Origin of the sequence: Roseixanthobacter psychrophilus (assembly GCF_043195195.1) — a bacterium.
Taxonomy (GTDB): Bacteria; Pseudomonadota; Alphaproteobacteria; order Rhizobiales; family Xanthobacteraceae; genus NCEH01.
The window spans coordinates 26216-46866 of sequence record NZ_JBAFWT010000036.1 but is presented as its reverse complement, the minus strand read 5'-3'; the positions used below and the strand labels follow the sequence as shown (position 1 = coordinate 46866).

Here is a 20651-nt window from a genome sequence, read left to right as displayed (position 1 = left end):
TCTCTACCACCGGGGTCGCGACATACCGTGTCGCCTCATTCCGGGAACGCCGCATCAAGCCGGCACCTCCAGACGGACGCCGCCGGTCACGCGGGGGAACCGGGCCGATGCGGCCAGCGTTCAAACGAAGAGGAGAAAGCAGCCATGAAAACAACCATTGCTCTGGCCTTCATAGGCCTTGCTGCCCTTACCGGCCCAGTGGCCGCTCAGGGCGTTGTGCGCGGCGCTCAAGAAGGGGCCGCCGTCGGCGGTAACGCCGCCGGTCCGGTGGGCGCGGCGGTGGGCGGCGCGGTCGGTGGAGTCACCGGTGGTGTTGTGGGCGGCGTGAAGGGCGTATTAGGCGTGCCGCAGAACACCAAGGTAAAAAAACACACTGGCAGCTCTTCGAGCGCAAAGAGCAAAAACCGGCCGGCAACCACGACCGGTGCGAGTACGCGCCCCACGACGGACACCACACCAAACGGGGCCGCAACGACAATGCCGAATCCGGCGCCTGCCAGCAATTGATATCCGGCTCATTAATTAGGGCGACGCCGCGACGCACTTTGCGTCCTGGCTCCGATCAAGCTGCCTGGGCGCGAAGATGCATGAGCACGGCGTCCACTTCCAGTGGCTTAGAGAACAGGAACCCCTGGGCAACCTGCACCCCCGTGCTGCGCAAAGATTCCAACTGACTTTCTGTTTCGACGCCCTCGGCAATGACCTTTACACCAAAGTCGCGTGCGAGCTTCACGACAACATCCACAATGTTCGAATTGTTGCCTACGGTCTCCAGGTCATGGGTGAATGATTTATCCACCTTGATCACGTCCACCCGTATTGCCCGCAGGCAGGCGATATTGGAAAAGCCGACGCCAAAATCGTCCAGGGCGATCTGCGCGCCCAAATCTCTCAGCCGCCCGACAACCTCTTGCACGACGGGCAGCCCATAATCGACCATTTCACGTTCAGTCAGCTCGAACATCACCCGATTGAGACAACATTCGTGCCCACCGAACGCCGATTTTGCCGCATCTACCAAACGTGGGTCGGCAAGCTGATTTGGGGGTACGTTGATCCCCACATAAATATCATCGTTGAGGGTCCTCAGGCGCCGCAGGTCCTTGGAAGCTTGCCGCATCACCCATTCGGTTGTGTCGTGGGCGAGCGCGCTTTTCTCGATCCAGGGAATGAAGGCCGAGGGCTGCAAAATCCCGAATTGTCCGTGACGCCAGCGTAGCAGCGCCTCTACTCCAACCCATTCACCGGTTTCTATCTGCACGGTCGGCAAATACAGCAGATAGAACTCGCTGCGGCGCAGGGCTCCGCGAACCTGCCCGGCGATAGATAGGCGGCGGCGCATCATAGAGAGCGGGCCAATCCAGCACGCTGCACCCAGCGCAACGAACATGCCGATATGCAGAGGAAGGCGCGCGGCCCAATTCTCGGCCAGAGTGAGTTCCGGGACACTCGCACCGACTGTCAGCGGCCAACGCGCCGATGTATGGGAGACGACAGCCTCCGGCTTCCACCATGATGTTTCTGGAAAATGGATCGACGGGCGGACAAGCGTCTCACCTTCACGGAGGGACCCTGCAGCAAAATGGATCGTCGTCATTGAATCGGCCTGAGACAGGATGAACGGCGTTAGGAGACATTGCGCATCCACAAGCGCTGTGGCCATCAGGCCATTCTCACCGCGCACCGCCACCTGGACGATGGCGTTCTCGGATTGCGGCGACTGACATAAGCCTTCACCCGACACGGCGTCCGCAGGGGGAACCCAATGACATAAAACCTGGCTGTCGGTCCGCACTTCGATGCCCTTGACCGACACGGTCCGCAGCAGACGACCGACGATGGTTGCCATCTCGCCTTGGCGGCAATCCGAACGAGTCTCCTCCGCCACAGTACGCATGGCCTGGGCCGTCAAATCGAGGTTTCGCTCCACCCAGGAGACAATCCCGATTGTCTGATTGTGGGCGTTTAACAAAGCATCGGACCGCGCGGCTCTGTAGTCAAGAAAACAAGACACCAGAAAAAAGAACGTCATCACACCGATGAATACAAAAATGAGCTTCGCCTCAGCTCTCTTCGATGTAGGAAACATAACACCGACTTTCGTATTCTTTGTTAGAGGCGAAAACGCAGGGCACAAAGATAAATCACCGCTGAAAAACGGCACTCTTCTCATAACCCTTGGGTGAGCCAAGCCCATTGCCCAGACGGCAAGCTGGCGGCCGCCCGCACATCCCCACACCAAGGAATACCGTCGGCACCGGACCCGGACCGGCGACCGAGGAGAACGGCACCGATCGATGTGAGGGCTTTCGAAACCGACATCTTAAAGAACGCCCGTACAGCGCCCGCAACCTTGTAGAAACCACAACCTAACCACGAGCACAGCCGCGTCAACAGGCCGCCTGACCGCGGTCAGGCCGTGTACCGGACATGGATCCAGCCAACTTAGCTCCCCAGTCCCCGAGCAAGGACATCGACCCTATCACCCCGAAGACAATGCCAACGCAGCCGAGCCCTTTGCCAAGCCCGGGCATGACCATTGGATCATCCCTTTGCAGACTCCCTATCCCCATGTTCACCCTGCCCGATCAGAGGTAGAATTGCACGGATATAAGTATAGATAATATGCCTTATCGGCCTCAGACGACCCTGCGTTTCTCGGTGAGCGCAGCAAGCTTCTTCAAAATGGCAAGGGTCCCCTTCAACCTAGCCTCGGCATTAGGCCATTCACGCAAAAATACCACCTTGAAGTCCGGCCTCACCTTGGCCTGTGGTCCCTCGGCGTTGATCATCTGGACGAGGCCGGAGGGATCGGCGAACTGGTTGTCGCGGAACGCCAGCACCACGCCCTTCGGGCCCGCGTCCACCTTGCCCACATTGGCACGGCGGGCGAGCGCCTTGATCTGGGTGAGGCGGATCAGGTGCGTCACCTCTTCCGGCGCCGGGCCGAAGCGGTCCACCAGTTCGGCGCCGAAGGAATCCAGCTCCGCGTCGGTCTCGATGTCCGCGAGCCGGCGATAGAGCGCGAGCCGCACATGCAGATCGGTGACATAGTCTTCCGGGATCAGCACCGGCATGCCGATGGTGATGTTGGGCGACCATTTGTCGGCCGCGATCTCGGTGATGCCAGCCTTCAGGTGCGCAATCGCCTCCTGCAACATCTCCTGATACAGCTCGTAGCCGACTTCCTTGATATGGCCGGACTGCTCGTCGCCCAAGAGATTGCCGGCGCCGCGAATGTCGAGATCGTGGCTCGCGAGCTGGAAGCCGGCGCCGAGCGTCTCCAGGGATTGCAGCACCTTGAGCCGCCGCTCGGCCTGGGTGGTCATGGGCTTTGCGGCGGGCGTCGTAAACAGCGCATAGGCACGCGACTTCGCCCGTCCGACGCGTCCGCGCAATTGGTAGAGCTGGGCGAGGCCGAACATGTCGGCGCGATGCACGATCAGCGTGTTGGCGTTGGGCACGTCGAGCCCGCTTTCCACGATGGTGGTGGAAAGCAGCACGTCATATTGCCCGTCGTAGAAAGCGGACATGATGTCTTCCAGCGCGGTTGCCGCCATCTGGCCGTTCGCCACCGCCACCTTCAGTTCCGGCACCTGCTTTTCCAGGAACTCGCGCACTTCGGCGAGATCGTCGATGCGCGGCACCACATAGAAGCTCTGGCCGCCGCGATACCGCTCACGCAGCAAGGCTTCGCGGATGGTGAGCGGGTCGAACGGCGTGATGAAGGTGCGCACCGCGAGGCGATCCACCGGCGGGGTGGCGATGAGCGAGAGTTCGCGCACGCCCGTCATGGCGAGTTGCAGGGTGCGGGGAATGGGCGTCGCGGTGAGGGTGAGGACGTGCACCTCCGCCCGCAGTGCCTTCAGCCGCTCCTTATGGGCAACGCCGAAATGCTGCTCTTCATCAACGATCACCAGGCCGAGATCGCGGAAGTGGATGCCCTTGCCCAGCAGCGCGTGGGTACCCACGACGATATCCACATGGCCGTCAGCGAGCCCCGCCTTCACGGCCGTCATATCCTTGCCCGTGACCAGACGCGAGGCCTGCGCGACGTTGACCGGCAAGCCCTTGAAGCGCTCGGTGAAGGTGCGGAAATGCTGGCGCGCCAGCAGCGTGGTCGGCACCACCACCGCCACCTGCTTGCCCGAAAGCGCCACCGCGAAGGCGGCGCGCAGCGCCACCTCCGTCTTGCCGAAGCCCACATCGCCGCACACCAGGCGGTCCATGGGATGGCCGGAACCGAGATCGTCAAGCACCGCCTCGATGGCGGCCTGCTGGTCGTCGGTCTCCTCATAAGCGAAACGGGCGCGGAACTCGTCGTACAAGCCCGCCGCCGGCACAAGCCGCGGGGCTTCCGAAAGCTGGCGCGCGGCGGCGATCTTGATGAGCTCGCCCGCCATCTCGCGGATGCGCTTCTTCATCCGCGCCTTGCGCGTCTGCCAGCCGCCGCCACCCAATTTGTCGAGTTGCGCCTCGGTGTCCTCTGAGCCGTAGCGCGTCAGCAGTTCGAGATTCTCCACCGGCAGGAACAGCTTGTCGCCGCCGGCATAATGGATCTCCAGGCAATCGTGGGGCGCGCCCATTGCCTCAATGGCCTTTAGCCCGACGAAGCGGCCGATGCCGTGGTCCACATGCACCACGAGGTCGCCGGCGGTGAGCGCGTTCAGCTCGGACAGCACATCCTGCGCGCGCCGCGCCTTGCGCTTGGGCCGTACAAGGCGATCGCCGAGGATGTCTTGCTCGCCAAGGATGGCGAAGTCGGGCGTCTCGAAACCTACCTCCAGCCCATAGACCGCAAGCGCCGCCTTGGTCTTCGGCAAGGCATCCAGAAGGGCGAAGCGGGAGATGGGGGTGGTGTCCTTCAGCCCATGATCGGCGAGCACCGTGCCAAGCCGCTCGCGCGAGCCTTCAGACCAGCCGGCAAGGATCACCTTCTTGGTCTTCTGCAACGTGCGCACGTGTTCCACCGCCAGGTCGAACACATTGACCTCGGGATCGGCGCGTTCCGCGGCAAACGAGCGGCCCTGCACGCCGCCAATATCGATCACCTTGCCGCGCGAAGTTTCGGGCGTCGCAAAGGAAGAAATCCGCACCAGGGCCGAAGCAGCAAGCCGCCCGCTCCACTCCTTGCCGGAGAGATAAAGGCGGTCGGGCGGCAGCGGCTTGTAGGTCGCGCCACCCGCCGCCAAACCCAGCGCCTCCTTGCGGGCGCCGTAATATTCCTCGATCTGGCCGATCCGCTCGCCGGCCGCTTCTTCCGTCAAGGGATCAACCACCAGGGGGATACCCTCAAGATAATCGAACAGCGTGTCGAGCCCTTCGTGGAACAGCGGCAGCCAATGCTCCATGCCGGCATGGCGGCGGCCTTCACTCACGGCCTCATAGAGCGTGTCGCCCTTGGTGTTGGCACCGAATTCCGCGAGATAGGCCATGCGGAAGCGGCGCATGGTGTCGCTGGTGAGCTGGAATTCGGCCATGGGCACCAGTTCCAGCGCCGACATCTGGCCCGAGGTGCGCTGCGTCTCCGGATCGAAGGCGCGAATGCTTTCCAGCGTGTCGCCGAAGAAATCCAGGCGGATCGGCTGGACGAGGCCGGGGGGGAACAGATCGATCAGGCCGCCGCGCACGGCATATTCGCCGGTGTCACGCACGGTGGGCGTGCGCAGATAGCCGTTGCGCTCGGCCCATTCCACGATGCCTTCCAGCGCCATGGCATTGCCCGGCTTGGCCGCGAGCGACTGGGCAGCCAGCACTTCTTTTGCCGGCACGCGCTGCACGCTTGCATTGACCGTGGTGAGCAGGATGCTCGCGTCCCCGCCGTGGACGCGGGCGAGCCGCGCCAGCGTAGACATGCGCCGCGCCACGATGGCGCCGTTCGGCGAAGCGCGGTCATAGGGCAGGCAATCCCAGGAGGGAAAAGTCAGCACCTCAAGCTCAGGCGCATAGAAGGCCAGTCCCCGCTCCAGCGCCGCCATCCGCTGGCCATCGCGGCAAAGCACCACGAGGCTCGGCCATTTCGCCCCCTTCTTCGCCGCGAGCGAGCGGGCGAGATCGGCGACGATCAAGCCTTCCAGGCCGTCGGGCACACGCGAGAGGGTAAGGGGGGCACCGGGGGCGATGTCTTCGACGAGGGGACGGGGACGCTTCACGGATCGGTTCCAATTGGGCGGACGGACGCCGGTTCCACGAGCGCGGCGGCCCGGCTTAGTAGGGAGAAACAGGGCAGACGGCGCGCTAGAGCCCGCGCGGCACACCCCGGCCGGACAAATGGAAGCCCTGGAGCCGGCGAAATATCTCGGTGTCTTGCTCAGCCGGCACCGGCACATTGCCGCCGATCCAGCCGATGAGGTCGGGATCTTCCACCTCGATCAGGATTTCGAACTGCGCGACCTCATCCTCGGTCAGTGCCTCGATCTCGGCATCGGCGAAGCGGCCCATGAGTAGGTCCATCTCCCGCGTGCCACGATGCCAGGCCCGGAACAGGATGCGCCTGCGGCGCACATCAAGGCCTGCGCTCGACTTCTCGGTTCCCGTCACGGTTTCGTCCTCCCGCGCGACCCGGATCGCGCAACGGCAAAATGCGGCCGGGCCCTTCAGGACCCGTCCGTGCCTTCGCTTATAGTCGCTTTCAGCCCGCGCTGGCCAGTGCCGGCGCGGGCCTTCCCGGCGACGCCGCGACAGCCTGAATGCAGGACTATTTTTCGTCGAACACCTGGGCAAGGCGGGTCATGAAGGGTTCGTCCGTCATGTCCAGCCGCAGGGGGGTTACCGAGATGCGGCCCTCGTCCAGCGCCCGCAGGTCCGAGCCGGGCACGGTGCCGAACACCCGCCGCTCGAAGCCGATCCAATAATAGGCATTGCCGCGCCCGTCCTGGCGCGCGTCGATGCGCATCAGATTCTGGTCGCGCCGGCCCTGCGCGGTCACGGCGATGCCCTGCACCTCCTCGGGCGGGCGATCGGGGAAGTTCACATTCACCAGGAGCCCCGCGGGAATGCCTTCCTTCAGCAAGGTGCGGATCACTTCCGGCGCATGCGTTTCAGCGGTGTCAAAGGAGGGGTTCATGCGCGTCTTGATGCCGAATGCCTGAGACAGCGCGATGGAGGGGATGCCGAGGATGGTGCCCTCGATGGCACCCGCCACTGTGCCGGAATAGCTCACGTCCTCGGCGATGTTCTGGCCCCTATTGACACCCGAGAGCACCAGGTCCGGCGCCCTTCCCTCCATCAGATGGCGGACCGCCATGATGACGCAATCGGTGGGCGTCCCCTTCACCGCGAACCGCTGCTCCTCCACCTGCCGCAGGCGCAGCGGGTCGCTGAGCGAGAGCGAATGGGCGACGCCCGACTGGTCGGTCTCCGGCGCCACCACCCACACGTCGTCCGAGAGGGTGCGCGCGATGCGCGCGCATGCGTCGAGCCCCGGCGCATGGATGCCGTCGTCGTTCGTCACCAGGATGCGCATGGGATGGGTCCTCTTCTCCGACCGCCTGGTGCCGGCGGCATGGATGGCGCGGACACCACGTTGGCAGACCAGCCAGCGACCGTGCGGCACCCGATGAGCGCTGCTTACCCGGAGTGCCGACCCACTGCAACGAAAGTGGGAGGTATTTGCGTTGGGCTGCTCGCGAAAATGAGGCTGGGCGCGGCCTCGGCAGCAGGCACATGCCCCTCCCCGCAAGCGGGAGGGGGCGCCAGGGGCCCATAAAATCCTGCCGTGCAGCGCCTATTTCAATTTCTCGATTACCTTCAGCCCGCCCATGTAAGGCAGCAGCACCTCGGGCACGGCGACCGCGCCATTCTCCTGCTGGTAATTCTCCAGCACCGCCACCAAGGCGCGGCCGACCGCGACCCCGGAGCCGTTCAGCGTATGGACGAAGCGCGGGGCACCCGCTTTTCCGCTCGCATCCTTGGGGCGGTAACGCGCATCCATGCGGCGGGCCTGGAAATCGCCGCACACCGAGCAGGAGGAAATCTCGCGATACATCCCCTGCCCCGGCAGCCACACCTCGATGTCATAGGTCTTCTGCGAGGCGAACCCCATGTCGCCGGTGCAGAGCGTCACCACGCGATAATGCAGATCCAGCTTCTTCAGCACCGCCTCGGCGCAGGCGAGCATGCGCTCGTGCTCCTCCAGCGACTTTTCCGGCGTGGTGATGGAGACCAATTCCACCTTGGTGAACTGGTGTTGGCGGATCATGCCCCGCGTATCACGCCCCGCCGACCCTGCCTCGGCCCGGAAGCACGGCGTGCAGGCGGTGAGGCGCAGGGGGAGTTCTTCCTCGGACAGGATGGATTCGCGGACGAGATTGGTGAGGGGGACTTCGGCCGTGGGGATGAGCCAGCGCCGTCGTCCCACTTCAGCGGCGTTCGTAGCATCAAGGAAAGTCCTGATAACGAGACTGCCAGCCTCGCCCGCCAAGAAGGCATCTTCTTGCTCGGACGAAATATTCGCAATGCGGCTTGCCAATTCGCGAAGCTCGCTCGGGCGCAAGCTCTGCATCAACCACTCAGAGCCGGGCGAATCCAAGACGCTGTCCGAATTCTTCCAATTTACTTTGGAGGCGGCAAAGAACTGATCTTCTTCGAACTTGGGGAGCTGGGCCGTGCCGAACATGGCGTCATCGCCGACCAAAAGCGGCGGGTTCACTTCCGTATAGCCATGCTCTTCCGTATGCACGTCCAGGAAGAACTGCCCCAGCGCCCGCTCCATGCGCGCCAGGGGGCCCCTGTTGACCACGAACCGCGCGCCGGACAGCTTCGCGGCCGTGTCGAAATCCATCATTCCGAGGCCTTCGCCGACCTCGAAATGCTGTTTCGCCGCAAAATCATAGGCGGGCTTGGTACCGGAGACGCTCTTCTCCACATTGTCGTGCTCGTCCGCGCCATCGGGCACGCTGTCCAGCGGCACGTTTGGGATGGCGGCAAGCTCGGTGGTCAGCGCGGCGTCGAGCGCTTTTGCTTCCTGCTCCAGAGCGGGAATATCCACCTTCAGCCGGCCGACTTCCTCCATGAGGGCAGCGGCGCGGGCTTCATCCTTCGCCGCCTTGGCCTGGCCGACTTCCTTCGACGCCGCATTGCGGCGGGCGAGCAGGCCTTCCAGCGTGGTGAGCGCGGCGCGGCGCTGCTCGTCGAGGACGAGCAGCTTGGCGCGCAGGGCGGTTGCCTCCGCCACATCGACGCGGCGGCGCGTCAAGGCCGTGACGAGGCCCTCGGGCTGCTCGCGGATCCATCTGATATCGTGCATGAAACCGGCTCCGCCGCGAAAAGGCGAAGGCGCGCCGCCGCCCTTTAGGACGGACGGGCATCACCCCGCGCCTGAAACAGTGTGGGATGCGCCCGAAAACCTCAGTCCGCCGCCTCAGCCGCCGTGCGGGCCGCTTCGGCCGCGTTCCGCCGCTTCTCGACGATGCGCACCAGATAGACCGAAATCTCGTAGAGAAGCAGCGTCGGGATCGCAAGGGAGAGCTGGCTGACGACGTCCGGTGGAGTCAGTACGGCGGCCAGGATGAACACGCCGACGATGGCATAGCGCCGCGCCTTCACCAGCATGTCCGCCGTCACCACGCCCACCTGCGCCAGGAGAGTGAGAATCACCGGAAGCTGGAAGCAGATGCCGAATGCGAGGATCAAGGTGGTGATCAGCGAGAGGTATTCGCTGACCTTGGGCAGCAGCGAGATTTCCGCCTGCCCGTTTCCACCCACCTGCTGCATGCCGAGGAAGTAGGTCATGGCGAGCGGCATGGCGACGAAATAGACGAAAGCCGCGCCGATCATGAAGCAGATGGGCGTCGCAACCAGATACGGCAGGAAGGCGTTCTTCTCGTGCTTGTAGAGGCCCGGCGCGACGAACATGTAGATCTGGCTCGCCACCACGGGAAATGAAATGAACGCCGCCCCGAACATGCCGAGCTTGATCTGGGTGAAGAGAAACTCCTGCGGCGCGGTATAGATGAGCTTCACGCCGGCGGAGAACCCGGAGGCAAATTCATAGGGCCACAACAGGATATTATAGATCTGCTTCGCCAGCATGAAGCAGATGAAGAAGGCGATCAGGAACGCGATCACCGATTTAATAAGGCGCGCGCGCAGCTCGATCAGATGCTCGATCAGCGGCGCCTTCGAGGCGTCGATTTCATCCGTGCTCATGCCCGCGATCCATCGGCTTCGGGAGCGGACGGCGCTGCGCCTTCGCCGGGCGGCGCAAGCAGGACCGGCTCGGCGGCTGGGGGCGGCAATGGCACGAGGGGCTCGCTGGAGACGGCGATGGTGGGCACAGCCGGCGCGGATGCGGTCGGTGCGGAAAGGGCCGGCGCCGGCTGGGCCGCCGCAGGACCGACGATCTCAGCCGTGGCCGCCGTGATGGCCGCGGCCGCGCTCATGGCGGCAGCTTCATGGGGCGAAATGGTCTTGGGCGCCGACGCAGGCTCGACCGGCTTGGTCGTGCCTTCGACGGTGGAGCGGATTTCCTCGCGGATGCTGCGCAGCGGGTCAAACACGTCCGACCCCGGGAACGAGGATTTCGCGCTCTCGGCGATATTGCCGATCTCGCTACGCATGTCCGAAAGGTCAGCTTCCCTAAGGGCATCTTGAAACTGCCCCTGGAACTCGCTGGCCATGCGGCGCAGCTTTGTGACTGTGCGCCCCACGGTGCGCAGAACCGATGGCAATTCCTTGGGCCCGATGACGATCAGCGCAACAATGCCGATCAACATGAGCTCCGACCAGCCGATGTCGAACATGACGGCTCAATGCCTGCGGCTCAGCCGCGGCCTCCTCTCGCGCCCGAATGAAGCCTCAGACGGCCTTCTTCTCAGCCTCGGGAGCCGGCGATGCCTGGTGCGGTATCGGACGCGGCGCCTCCGGGGCGGAAGCGGGTGCAGGCGTGTCGTCCTCGGCCATGCCCTTCTTGAAGGACTTGATGCCCTTGGCCACGTCGCCCATCAGGTCGGAGATCTTGCCGCGACCGAACAGGAGGAGCACCACGGCCAGCACGATGATCCAGTGCCAGATGCTCAACGAACCCATAACACTTCCTCCAAATACGTCGCGCGTTCGGCGCCCGGCGCGGCTTTGCGCCGCTCACATGCAATGACTCTAGAGCATGTCCCGGTAAAGTTGAACGACTTTTCCCGATTGGGATGATCGTCCTCCTCACCTTCCGGCCTCCGCCCGCCAAGCGCTCCCCGGCCCACGAGCGTTACCCCTGGGAAGCGGCGAAAACAAGGACTTCGGCGGGATCCACCATCACCCCGATCTCGCGTCCAGGCACCGCACCGGGGGGCGCGCGCAACCGCGCCACCACCGGGCGGTCGCGTCCCTCCACCATCACTTCAACGAGATCGAGCTCGCCCAGGAACCGCCGCTCCACCACCCGGCCGCGAATCCCGCACGGGTTGGCAGTGAGCGTGATGCCCTGCGGGCGGACCGCCACCACCGCCGGCCCGTCTGGCATGCCGACCGGCGCCGCGAAGCTGCCGAGCGGGCTGTCCACACGCCCGGAGCGGACCCGCGCCTCCATCTCGTTCAATTCGCAGAAGAAGCGCGCCGCGCCGATGTCGACTGGCGTACGATACAGTTCCTCCGGCGGGCCGACCTGCACCAATTTACCGTTGCGCAGCAAGGCGACGCGGTCGGAAAGACGCATCGCCTCCTCGGGATCATGGGTCACGATAATGCACGTGGCGCGCGCGTCACGCAGCACCGCCAGCGTATCGGCGCGCACCTGGTCGCGCAGGCGCCGGTCGAGGCCGGAAAACGGCTCGTCCAGCAGCAGGATTCCGGGACGCGGGGCGAGCGCGCGCGCCAGCGCCACACGCTGCTGCTGGCCACCGGACAATTCATGGGGATACGACCCCGCGTAGCGCTCCAGGTCGACCCGGGCGAGCGCGCGCAGCGCCTCCCCTTCCGCTTCCGATTTGCGCAGGCGCGAGAGACCGAACATCACGTTCTGCAGATTGGTGAGATGGGGGAACAGGGCATAATCCTGAAACACCAGGCCGATGCCGCGCCGCTCCGCCGGCACGAAGACGGACGGGCCGGCCATCTCGATGGTATCGACGCTGATACGCCCGCTGTCCGGCCGCTCGATGCCGGCCGCAAGGCGCAGCAGCGAGGTCTTGCCGCAGCCGGAATTACCCAGCAAGCACAGCACCTCGCCCGGGCGAACATGCAGCGTCACGCCGCGCACGGCTTCCACATCGCCATAGGACAGGCGGACATCCTCAAAGCTGAGGCCCTTGGCAATGGCGGCGGGGGTTCGCTGGCGCACGGTTTCGGTCTCGATGTTCATTCCTCGTCCTCGTCACCCGGCGGAGGCGCAAGGGCAAAATCGAGCGGCTCAGCCTCGAGCGGCTCCTCGTCCTCGCGCAAGGTGTCGTCATCCGAGGGCAGCGGGATCGAGAAGCCGGACGGGATGCGCCCATCCAGCAGCCCCGCGCCCTTCAGCTCGTCCAAGCCTGGTAAATCCTGCACGCCATCAAGCCCGAAATGCACCAAAAAGGTGGGCGTGGTTCCATATGTCACGGGCCGGCCCGGCGCCTTGCGGCGGCCGCGGAGTCGCACCCAGCCACTTTCCAGCAGCACGTCCAGCGTGCCCTTGGAGGTGGAAACCCCGCGTATGTCCTCGATTTCCGCCCGCGTCACCGGCTGGTGGTAGGCGATGATCGCAAGCACCTCGATCGCGGCGCGCGACAGCTTGCGCGGCTCCGCCGCCCCGGCCGCCACCACATGGGCAAGGTCGGGAGCCGTGCGCAGCATCCAGCCCCCCGCGACCTTTACGACATTGACGCCGTGGCGGGCATAATCCGCGGTCAGCGCGTCCATCAAAGCGGGGATGTCCGCGTCCGCCGGCAGATGCAGGCGCAACATCGCCGCATCCAGCGGCATCGCGGACGTGAACAGCAGCGCCTCGATCACCCGCAGGTCACGCGCCAGCGCGAGCGCCCGCTCGTCCTCGGGACGAGCATCGAACAGATCGACGCGCGGCGCGGCGCGGTTCATGCTCCGCCCTCTTCCGCCGCCCGGTTACGCAACCAGAGGGGCGCGAAGGGCGCATCCTGGCGCATGTCCAATGTCCCGTCCTTCACCATCTCCAGGCTCGCCGAAAAGCTGGAGGCCAGTGCGGTCGCTCGCTGCTCGGGGGTCGTGAGATAGTCTAGCAGGAAGTGGTCAAGGCGCATCCAATCCCCGGCGACGCCACCCAGCAGCCGCTCCAGCCGCGCCCGTGCTTCGGCCAACGACCACACCGCACGGGTTTTCAGCGTGACATAGGACAGCGCCTGCTTCTGCCGCTGGGCGGCATAGGCCGTGAGCAGATCGTACAGCGTCGCGGTATAGGTGACCTTTTGCGCCGTGTCGCGCGGACGCTCCGGCACCTCACGGGCGAACACGTCGCGGCCGAGCCGCTCACGTGCCATCAACCGTTCCGCTGCCTTGCGGATCCGCTCCAGATGCCGCAGCCGGCGGGCAAAGGCGGCGGCCATCTCTTCAGCGCTCGGCCCGTCCTCCTGGGGCGGGAGGGGCAACAGCAGGCGCGATTTCAGATAAGCGAGCCAGGCCGCCATGACGAGATAGTCGGCGGCAAGTTCCAGCCGCACCTTTCGCGCCGCATCGATGAAGGCGAGGTACTGATCCGCGAGTGCGAGGATAGAGAGGCGGGTCAGATCCACCTTCTGGGTGCGGGCGAGCGCCAACAGCAGGTCCAGCGGGCCTTCGAAACCGTCGATGTCCACCACGAAAGCGCCTTCCCCGGCCGAGGCGGGAATATCCTCGGCGAATTCGGGGGAATCGGGCGCAGTGGACATGGCGTTAGCTGGATATCCCCAAAAGGGTCGCGAGCCGAAGCCGGGCCGCATCGGCGTCGAAGCCGTCGGACGCGACCCGCATTGCTAACGCCCGTTCGGCACGTTCGGCGGCAAGACCGGCGAGCACCGGGGCATTGTCCGCCACCTGCTCCATCTCCGCCAGGGTTCCGTTGCAATGCAGAAGCATGTCGCAACCGGCCGCGATCGAAGCCGCCGCCCGTTCGGCGACGGTGCCCGAAAGCGCTCCCATGGAGAGGTCGTCGCTCATCACCAGCCCCGAAAAGCCGATGAAGCCGCGAATAATCTGTTCCATGACCAACGGAGAGGTGGTCGCCGGCCGTTCCGCGTCCAGCGCCGCATAGACCACATGGGCGGTCATGGCGAGGGGCAGGTCGGCGAGCGGCTGGAAGGCGGCGAAGTCGGTCCGCTCCAACTCGGCGCGGTTTGTTTCCACCACCGGCAACCGCTCGTGGCTGTCCACGCGGGCCCGGCCATGGCCGGGAATATGCTTGACCACCGGCAGAACGCCGCCATCCAGCAGTCCCTCAGCCGCCGCCCGGGCCAACGCGGCAACCTCGGCCGGCGTCTCTCCATACGCGCGGTTGCCGATGATGCCATGCCCCTCGGGCAGGTGGAGGTCCGCGACCGGCAGGCAATCCACATCGATGCCGAGATCGGCGAGGTCTGCGGCGATCAGGCGGGAGTTAAGGCGCACCGCCTCAAGGCCTGCCTGCCGATCGCGAGCATAAATGGTGCCAAAGGCCTCGGCCGGCGGATATTCGGGCCAATGGGGCGGGCGCAGCCGCTGCACGCGACCGCCCTCCTGGTCGATCAGCACCGGTGCCTTGCGGCCAAGCGCATCGCGCGCCTCGGCCACCAGCAGACGCACCTGGTCCGGAGTTTCGACATTGCGGGCAAACAGGATCAGCCCCCAAGGCGCGCGGGCGCGCAGGAAATCCCGCTCCTGTGGCTGCAGCCGGGCGCCGGAAAGGCCGACGATGAAGGCATTCTCGGTCATGACATGGGCCTATCTAGCCGTCGGCGACGCGTCAAGACGCAGCGCTTCGGCTTGGGAGCCAACGAAAAAAGGCCGGGACTGCGCCCGGCCTTAAGGTGGTTCTTGGAGGAACAACTGATCCGGCGAACCTCGGTTCAGAGGCCGGCCACATATTGGCTCGGGTCCACGGGCTGAGAGCCCTTGCGGATTTCGAAGTGGAGCTGGGGCGTCGACACCCCGCCGCTTTGGCCCGCCTTGGCGACGATCTGGCCGCGGCGCACCGTGTCGCCGCGCTTCACCATCAGTTCGCTGTTGTGGGCATAGGCGGTGACATAGCCATCGGCATGCTTGATGAGCACGAGATTGCCATATCCCTTCAGCTCGTTGCCGGCATAAGCGACGGTGCCATCCTCGGCGGCGCGCACGCTGGTGCCTTCGGGAACGGCAAAGTTCACGCCGTCATTGCGGGTGCCGCCGGGCTTCGGACCAAAGCCGGAGATCACCCGGCCGCGCACCGGTGCACGGAACTGGGGACCAGAACTGGGGCTCCGGACGCCGTCGTCGGCATCCTCGGCCGGCGTCACCTTGGCGGCAGTTTCGACTTTGGTCGGCGCGGCCGAAGCAGTCTTGGAAGGCGCCGGAGTCAAGGCGGCAGTAACAGTTGGCGCAGGCGCAGCCGGTGCGGCGACAGGCGGCTTCGCGGCTACCACGGTCTTAGGAGCGGCAGGCTGTGCGGCAAGCGGCGGTTGGGCAGGCACGGCGGTCACCACCGAAGGCTTCGCAGGAACGGGCGCATGGCGGATCTGCGCAAGATTTCCAGCCGTACCCGGAGGCACCACAAGATTCTGCCCGATCTTCAGCTGAGAGTCCGGCGAAATGCCGTTCGCCGTTGCAAGCTGGGCCCGTGTCATGCCGTAGCTCTGCGCCACGGAAGTCAGCGTTTCGCCAGGTGTGACGACATGGCTTGCCGCACGCGCCGCGGTATGCACCGCGGGCGGCACCGCCGGAGCGGCGGCATAATTCCCGGCGCCATAATTGGGAGCACCATAGAGCGGCTGTCCACCCGAGGGCGGCGGCGGCGGGGCCGCATACGCCACCGGAGGACCGGAGGGCCCCAGGGGCGCGGATGTGATGGGGCCCGAATCCACACGAGCGGTCGGCGCTGCGCCGAGCGACCCCGTCACTTCCGGAGACCCCTGGCTAGCCATTGGCCCCGGTGTGGAAAAACGGGAGGTATCCGAGCTGCATCCGGCGAGCGCACCGGAGACCAGCCCGACCATGGCGAGCCGCGCCAAGACGTTTTGTCCCAAGTTTTCGCAGGAAAAAAGCATGTGACCGAACTCGCACGCAACGAACATGCGGCCACTTAAGAGCCCCAGCAGTAAACGGCGCCTTAAGCTGCGGAGCCATCCGCAGCATTTCCTTCAGTGTGACAATTACGCAACGTCCAGTCGGATTATTCTACCTTTGGCGGCGTCGTCAGCAGATGGGTGGCGGATCCAGCCGTGGAGCTGATGTGCCCCGTCAGGCTTTCCACCTGCGCGCCGTAATTGTCGCGGGTGGAGGGATCGATCACCGCCACCGGGGCCGAAAGCACCACGCCAGCCGCCGTGCCGATGCTGGTCGCCGTGCCGGCCGTCACCTGGATGATCCGGTCGCCCACGCCCTCACGCCCATCCGTCATGGTTTGGCCCTGGGCGAGGCGGGCACCGATCATTTTCACCACTTCCGGGCTCTCGGCGAACTTGCCGTGGTTCAGCTTGTCGTCGGTCTGCAGCTTGGTAAGGTCCAGCACCGTGATATTGTCACGCTCGAATTCGGTGCGGAACGGCTCCGCTTCCGGGTTCACCTGTCCGAGGCGGAACGACGAGCCCCAAACCTGCTTGGAAACCTGCAGCGCGCGGTCGTCCTGCGACACGAAAATGGTGAAGTTCGGCTTCGGCGTGCCGAAATCGGCGTATTGGGTGCGGAAAATGTCGACATCCACATCGGGCGCGGCGAGCATCACGTTACGGATCTTCGGCGCGATGCGGCCGTTTCGGATCGCCATTTGCCGCAGCGCCTCGAGCGTCACCCAATTGCCCATCGAGTGCGCGAGAATGGAAATCTCGCCCACAGCGGGATCCTTGGCCAGACTGGTCAGCAAGGTTTCCAGCGCGTCGCGCGAATAGGACGCGCTTTCCCGGTCATATCCATAGGCGAGCAAACTGCCGCGCGATGGCCATGTGAACAGGATCGGCGTCACCGGAGAACGGGAATCGTGGACGATCTGCGCGAAGCGGAAGACCGCGTCCTCGAACCGGTTATTATAGCCGTGGATGAATACGAGCGCCTGCCGGCGCGGCGTCCTCTTGATGCGCTTGTTGAACCAGTCCAACGCCGCACTCTGGGTCAGATTATCAGCCCGCAAGGTGACGAAATCGGTCGCCGGATTGCCGGGCACACTCTTCGGCCACTGGACATCGCCAATCTTCCGACTGCCGTCCGGCGGAATCGAGACGGCGATCTCCGCAAAGCTTAGGGTCTTACCCCGGTCGCCGGAAAACATGTCGAGGCGTGTGGAGGGCGCACGGGTCGTGGCGACCACCATTTCGACGATGCTCGCTCCGGGTACGGTCGCCTCGACCGGAACGAGAATACCCGCCGGCCGGCCACCGCATGCAGCCAGGGCGAGGCTAAGCACAATGGCGATCGCCACCGAACGGCCGCACGAAACGCGTCGCATCGTTTCCCCTGAACTCCCCCGCCGACCCATGCGGACACCCCGTGGATAGAGGAGGGGGAAGAGAGGCGCAATGCACGAAATTTCTGATTTGTTTACAGAGTCGCTGCGGCTCCGGCGACGAGCGGGACGAATCGCACCGGCATCATCTCGGTGGCCGAGAGGCCGCCCGGACCTTTCACGAAGCGCGTCAGCATCTGCACCTCGCTGGGATCGCCCATGGGGGCGACGAGGATTCCGTCGATCCGCAGTTGGTCCACCAAATCCTGCGGCAGCTCCGCCGTCGCGGCGGTGATCAGGATGCGGTCGAACGGCGCGCGCGCCGGCAACCCGGTCCGCCCGTCGCCGACGAAGGCCGTGACATTGCGCAGGCCGAGCACGTTGAAGCGCACCTGCGCCTCGCTCACCAATTGGCGGTAGCGATCGATGGTCGCCACCTGCCCGGCGAGATGGGACAGAACGGCGGCCTGGTAGCCCGAGCCGGTGCCGATCTCCAGCACACCGTGCTGGGCGTTGACGGCGAGAGCCTCGGTCATGGCGGCGACCACGCTCGGCTGCGACATGGTCTGCCCGCACGCGATGGGCAAGGCGACGTCGTCATAGGCATGGCGACGTAGGGCGGGATCAACGAACAGAGCGCGCGGCACCAGTTCCATGGCCCGCAGCACCGCCAGATCCTGAATGCCGCGATGACGCAAACCCAGCACGAACGAGATGCGTTCCTGCTTTTCGGCGTCGGTATCCGCCATGGCGCCGTCTTGCTCCCGAAATTGCTCGACGGACATGTTAGACCACTTTCATTCGGATCGGCGCGGGCATTTTCTCGAAAGCGAGCGCCAACGTCTTGATCGCAGACGGTTTCCCGGCTTGCAGAACATGGGGAGCGCAGAGGTCCGTTGCAACGCCGCAGGTCACTCGCCGATTTCCGCCGCGCCACCATGCGCAGAGCCAGCGTACGGGACAGGCGCGAGCAACACACTTGCGCCATGCGCCCGCCTCGGCCACCTTCGCCGCGCCATGCGCCCGGCCCTGCTCGATCCCCTCTTTGCGCCCCTGACCAGCCTTTCGGGCATCGGCCCCAAACTGGAAAAGCCGTTCGCCCGCCTGCTGGCGCGCGAGACGCCGCGGGTGATCGACCTGCTGTTCCATCTGCCCTCCGGCTATGTGGACCGCCGCGCCCGCCCGCGCATCGCGGATGCCCCGCCCGATACCGACGTGACGGTCGAGGTATTTGTGGAGGACCACCAGGCCCCCGCGCCCGGCCGCCGCGCGCCGCATCGGACGCTTGTGAGCGATTCAAGCGGCGATCTGACCGTGGTGCATTTCAACATCGACCGCACCCGCATCGAGCGCCTGCTGCCGGTTGGCGAGACGCGCTGGCTGTGCGGACGCATCACGCTTTATGACGGCATGCGGCAGATGACCCATCCGGACCGCATCCTCGATGCCGCCGGCCTCGCCAAGCTGCCGCCCATCGAACCCACCTATCCGCTCGTGGAGGGGCTCGCCGCCGGCCATGTGCGCCGGGCCATCGAGGCGGCGCTCACGCGCATCCCCGACCTGCCGGAGATGATACCGGCCGCCGCGCTGCTGGCGGACTTGTTCCACGAGGGCCGCTGGCCGAGCTTCCGCGATGCGCTCCATCGCGTGCACCGGCCGGCGGACCTCGCCGAGGCGCAGCCCACCGGCGCCGCCTGGCAGCGCCTCGCGTTTGAGGAATTGCTCGCCCATCAGGTGACCTTGGCCCTGGTGCGGGCCCGGCAGGTCGAGACCGGCGGGCGGGCGAGCATCGGCGACGGGCATATCACCCGTGCCGTGCGAAGCGCCCTGCCCTTTTCGCTCACCGGCGCACAGGAAACCGCGCTCGCCGCCATATCGGCCGATATCGGCTCGGAAAAGCGCATGCTGCGCCTGCTCCAGGGCGATGTCGGCTCGGGCAAGACCGTCGTGGCCCTGCTGGCCGCCGCCGGCGTGATCGAGGCCGGACGTCAGGCGGCGCTAATGGCGCCGACCGAAATCCTCGCCCGCCAGCATCTGGAAACCATCGCGCCGCTGGCCGCTAAGGCCGGCATCGAAACCGCGATCCTCACCGGCCGGGAGAAGGGGCGCGCGCGCGAGGCGATTCTCGCCGGCCTTCGGGAGGGGCGCATCGGCCTCGTGCTCGGCACCCACGCGCTGATCCAGAACGATGTCGCTTTTGCCGATCTCGCGCTCGCCATCGTGGACGAGCAGCACCGCTTCGGCGTGGAACAGCGCCTCGCGCTCTCCCGCAAGGGGGAGGCGGTGGACATGCTGCTGATGACCGCCACCCCCATTCCCCGCACGCTCGTGCTGACCTTGTTCGGCGACATGGAAAGTTCAGAGCTGCGAGAGAAGCCGCCAGGGCGCCTGCCCATCGACACGCGCTCTGTCTCCATCGAGCGGCTCGACGAAGTGGTCGCCGCCGTGGGGCGGGCCCTTATGCAGGGTGCGCAATGCTATTGGATCTGCCCGCTGGTGGAGGAAAGCGACGTCTCCGACCTCGCCGCCGCCAGCGAGCGCGCCGAGAGCCTGCAGCATTATTTCGGCGACAAGGTCGGCCTCGTCCACGGCCGCCTTTCCGGGGCGCAGAAGGATGCGGTGATGGCCCGCTTCGCCAGCGGGGAAACGCGCATCCTGGTGGCGACCACGGTGGTGGAAGTGGGCGTGAACGTGCCCAATGCCACCATCATGGTGATCGAGCATGCCGAGCGCTTCGGCCTTGCCCAATTGCACCAATTGCGCGGGCGCGTGGGGCGCGGCGACAAAGCCTCCACCTGCCTGCTGCTGTATCGCGGCCCCTTGAGCGAAACCGCCAAAGCGCGGCTCGCCATCTTGCGCGAGAGTGAGGACGGCTTTGCCATCGCGGAAGAGGATCTGCGCCTGCGCGGCGAAGGTGACGTGCTCGGCACACGCCAGAGCGGCTTTCCCGGCTTCGCCCTCGCCCGGCTGGATGTGCACGCGGCCCTGGTGCCGCAGGCGCGGGAAGTTGCCGCGCGCATCGTCGGCGCCGATCCCACGCTCGGCGGGGCGCAGAGCGCGCCGGTGCGGATGATGCTGTATCTCCACGAGCGGGATGCGGCGATGCGCTTGCTCTCGGCCGGCTGAA

Annotated in this window: 17 protein-coding genes; 2 read left to right on the top strand and 15 right to left on the bottom strand. The window is 65.4% G+C overall.

Going from position 1 to position 20651, the window contains the following annotated elements; genetic code table 11:
• The first annotated feature begins 144 nt into the window (after nucleotides 1–144).
• Nucleotides 145–507 carry a hypothetical protein gene (locus V5F77_RS22955; RefSeq protein WP_429007673.1) on the top strand — a complete coding sequence of 121 codons (363 nt, stop codon included), beginning with the start codon at nucleotides 145–147 and terminating at the stop codon, nucleotides 505–507.
• Nucleotides 508–562: 55 nt separating this feature from the next.
• On the opposite strand, the gene V5F77_RS22950 is transcribed toward V5F77_RS22955, so the two are convergent.
• From V5F77_RS22950 to V5F77_RS22880, 15 genes are all read right to left on the bottom strand, one after another.
• Nucleotides 563–2089: an EAL domain-containing protein gene (locus V5F77_RS22950; RefSeq protein WP_429007672.1), complete on the bottom strand. Its 1527-nt coding sequence runs from the start codon at nucleotides 2087–2089 to the stop codon at nucleotides 563–565.
• Nucleotides 2090–2639: 550 nt separating this feature from the next.
• A complete protein-coding gene (gene mfd, locus V5F77_RS22945) occupies nucleotides 2640–6152 on the bottom strand; it encodes a transcription-repair coupling factor (protein WP_429007671.1) in 3513 nt (1170 codons plus the stop codon).
• An 85-nt stretch (nucleotides 6153–6237) separates the two neighbouring features.
• Nucleotides 6238–6540 (bottom strand): FAD assembly factor SdhE, encoded by a 303-nt coding sequence (locus tag V5F77_RS22940; protein ID WP_429007670.1) that lies wholly within the window; start codon nucleotides 6538–6540, stop codon nucleotides 6238–6240.
• A 157-nt stretch (nucleotides 6541–6697) separates the two neighbouring features.
• Entirely contained in the window at nucleotides 6698–7465 is a 768-nt protein-coding gene (gene surE / locus V5F77_RS22935) for a 5'/3'-nucleotidase SurE (RefSeq protein ID WP_429007669.1), read from the bottom strand.
• 261 nt (nucleotides 7466–7726) lie between these two features.
• On the bottom strand, nucleotides 7727–9247 hold the full coding sequence (serS, locus tag V5F77_RS22930) for a serine--tRNA ligase (protein WP_429007668.1): 1521 nt from the start codon (nucleotides 9245–9247) through the stop codon (nucleotides 7727–7729).
• Between the two features lie 101 nt (nucleotides 9248–9348).
• Nucleotides 9349–10149 carry a twin-arginine translocase subunit TatC gene (gene tatC / locus V5F77_RS22925; RefSeq protein WP_429007667.1) on the bottom strand — a complete coding sequence of 267 codons (801 nt, stop codon included), beginning with the start codon at nucleotides 10147–10149 and terminating at the stop codon, nucleotides 9349–9351.
• Entirely contained in the window at nucleotides 10146–10742 is a 597-nt protein-coding gene (tatB, locus tag V5F77_RS22920; RefSeq protein WP_429007666.1) for a Sec-independent protein translocase protein TatB, read from the bottom strand. The genes tatC and tatB overlap by 4 nt, the downstream gene beginning before the upstream one ends.
• A gap of 55 nt (nucleotides 10743–10797) precedes the next feature.
• Complete coding sequence (locus V5F77_RS22915) at nucleotides 10798–11028, bottom strand: twin-arginine translocase TatA/TatE family subunit (RefSeq protein WP_429007665.1); 231 nt, start codon at nucleotides 11026–11028, stop codon at nucleotides 10798–10800.
• Nucleotides 11029–11200: 172 nt separating this feature from the next.
• Nucleotides 11201–12292 carry an ABC transporter ATP-binding protein gene (locus V5F77_RS22910; protein ID WP_429007664.1) on the bottom strand — a complete coding sequence of 364 codons (1092 nt, stop codon included), beginning with the start codon at nucleotides 12290–12292 and terminating at the stop codon, nucleotides 11201–11203.
• Entirely contained in the window at nucleotides 12289–13002 is a 714-nt protein-coding gene (gene scpB, locus V5F77_RS22905) for an SMC-Scp complex subunit ScpB (protein ID WP_429007663.1), read from the bottom strand. The genes V5F77_RS22910 and scpB overlap by 4 nt, the downstream gene beginning before the upstream one ends.
• Complete coding sequence (locus V5F77_RS22900) at nucleotides 12999–13805, bottom strand: segregation and condensation protein A (protein ID WP_429007662.1); 807 nt, start codon at nucleotides 13803–13805, stop codon at nucleotides 12999–13001. Before V5F77_RS22900 ends, scpB begins: the two co-directional genes overlap by 4 nt.
• Nucleotides 13806–13809: 4 nt before the next feature.
• Nucleotides 13810–14823, bottom strand: a complete 1014-nt coding sequence (nagZ, locus tag V5F77_RS22895; RefSeq protein ID WP_429007661.1) for a beta-N-acetylhexosaminidase — start codon at nucleotides 14821–14823, stop codon at nucleotides 13810–13812.
• A gap of 134 nt (nucleotides 14824–14957) precedes the next feature.
• Nucleotides 14958–15899: a peptidoglycan DD-metalloendopeptidase family protein gene (locus tag V5F77_RS22890; protein WP_429007660.1), complete on the bottom strand. Its 942-nt coding sequence runs from the start codon at nucleotides 15897–15899 to the stop codon at nucleotides 14958–14960.
• Nucleotides 15900–16258: 359 nt separating this feature from the next.
• Nucleotides 16259–17527, bottom strand: a complete 1269-nt coding sequence (locus tag V5F77_RS22885) for an alpha/beta hydrolase (protein ID WP_429007659.1) — start codon at nucleotides 17525–17527, stop codon at nucleotides 16259–16261.
• A 92-nt stretch (nucleotides 17528–17619) separates the two neighbouring features.
• Nucleotides 17620–18273 carry a protein-L-isoaspartate(D-aspartate) O-methyltransferase gene (locus V5F77_RS22880; RefSeq protein ID WP_429007658.1) on the bottom strand — a complete coding sequence of 218 codons (654 nt, stop codon included), beginning with the start codon at nucleotides 18271–18273 and terminating at the stop codon, nucleotides 17620–17622.
• Between the two features lie 268 nt (nucleotides 18274–18541).
• Between V5F77_RS22880 and recG the strand changes: the two genes are divergently transcribed.
• Nucleotides 18542–20650 carry an ATP-dependent DNA helicase RecG gene (recG, locus tag V5F77_RS22875; RefSeq protein WP_429007657.1) on the top strand — a complete coding sequence of 703 codons (2109 nt, stop codon included), beginning with the start codon at nucleotides 18542–18544 and terminating at the stop codon, nucleotides 20648–20650.
• Nucleotide 20651 lies beyond the last annotated feature (1 nt).

Excerpts from the sequence above, each read along its gene's own strand:
- V5F77_RS22900 (WP_429007662.1), bottom strand. The coding sequence starts at position 13,805 with ATGTCCACTGCGCCCGATTCCCCCGAATTCGCCGAGGATATTCCCGCC.
- tatC (WP_429007667.1), bottom strand. The coding sequence starts at position 10,149 with ATGAGCACGGATGAAATCGACGCCTCGAAGGCGCCGCTGATCGAGCAT.
- recG (WP_429007657.1), top strand. The coding sequence starts at position 18,542 with ATGCGCCCGGCCCTGCTCGATCCCCTCTTTGCGCCCCTGACCAGCCTT.
- V5F77_RS22950 (WP_429007672.1), bottom strand. The coding sequence starts at position 2,089 with ATGTTTCCTACATCGAAGAGAGCTGAGGCGAAGCTCATTTTTGTATTC.
- surE (WP_429007669.1), bottom strand. The coding sequence starts at position 7,465 with ATGCGCATCCTGGTGACGAACGACGACGGCATCCATGCGCCGGGGCTC.
- serS (WP_429007668.1), bottom strand. The coding sequence starts at position 9,247 with ATGCACGATATCAGATGGATCCGCGAGCAGCCCGAGGGCCTCGTCACG.
- V5F77_RS22910 (WP_429007664.1), bottom strand. The coding sequence starts at position 12,292 with ATGAACATCGAGACCGAAACCGTGCGCCAGCGAACCCCCGCCGCCATT.
- V5F77_RS22915 (WP_429007665.1), bottom strand. The coding sequence starts at position 11,028 with ATGGGTTCGTTGAGCATCTGGCACTGGATCATCGTGCTGGCCGTGGTG.
- tatB (WP_429007666.1), bottom strand. The coding sequence starts at position 10,742 with ATGTTCGACATCGGCTGGTCGGAGCTCATGTTGATCGGCATTGTTGCG.
- V5F77_RS22885 (WP_429007659.1), bottom strand. The coding sequence starts at position 17,527 with ATGCGACGCGTTTCGTGCGGCCGTTCGGTGGCGATCGCCATTGTGCTT.
- scpB (WP_429007663.1), bottom strand. The coding sequence starts at position 13,002 with ATGAACCGCGCCGCGCCGCGCGTCGATCTGTTCGATGCTCGTCCCGAG.
- V5F77_RS22880 (WP_429007658.1), bottom strand. The coding sequence starts at position 18,273 with ATGGCGGATACCGACGCCGAAAAGCAGGAACGCATCTCGTTCGTGCTG.
- V5F77_RS22955 (WP_429007673.1), top strand. The coding sequence starts at position 145 with ATGAAAACAACCATTGCTCTGGCCTTCATAGGCCTTGCTGCCCTTACC.
- nagZ (WP_429007661.1), bottom strand. The coding sequence starts at position 14,823 with ATGACCGAGAATGCCTTCATCGTCGGCCTTTCCGGCGCCCGGCTGCAG.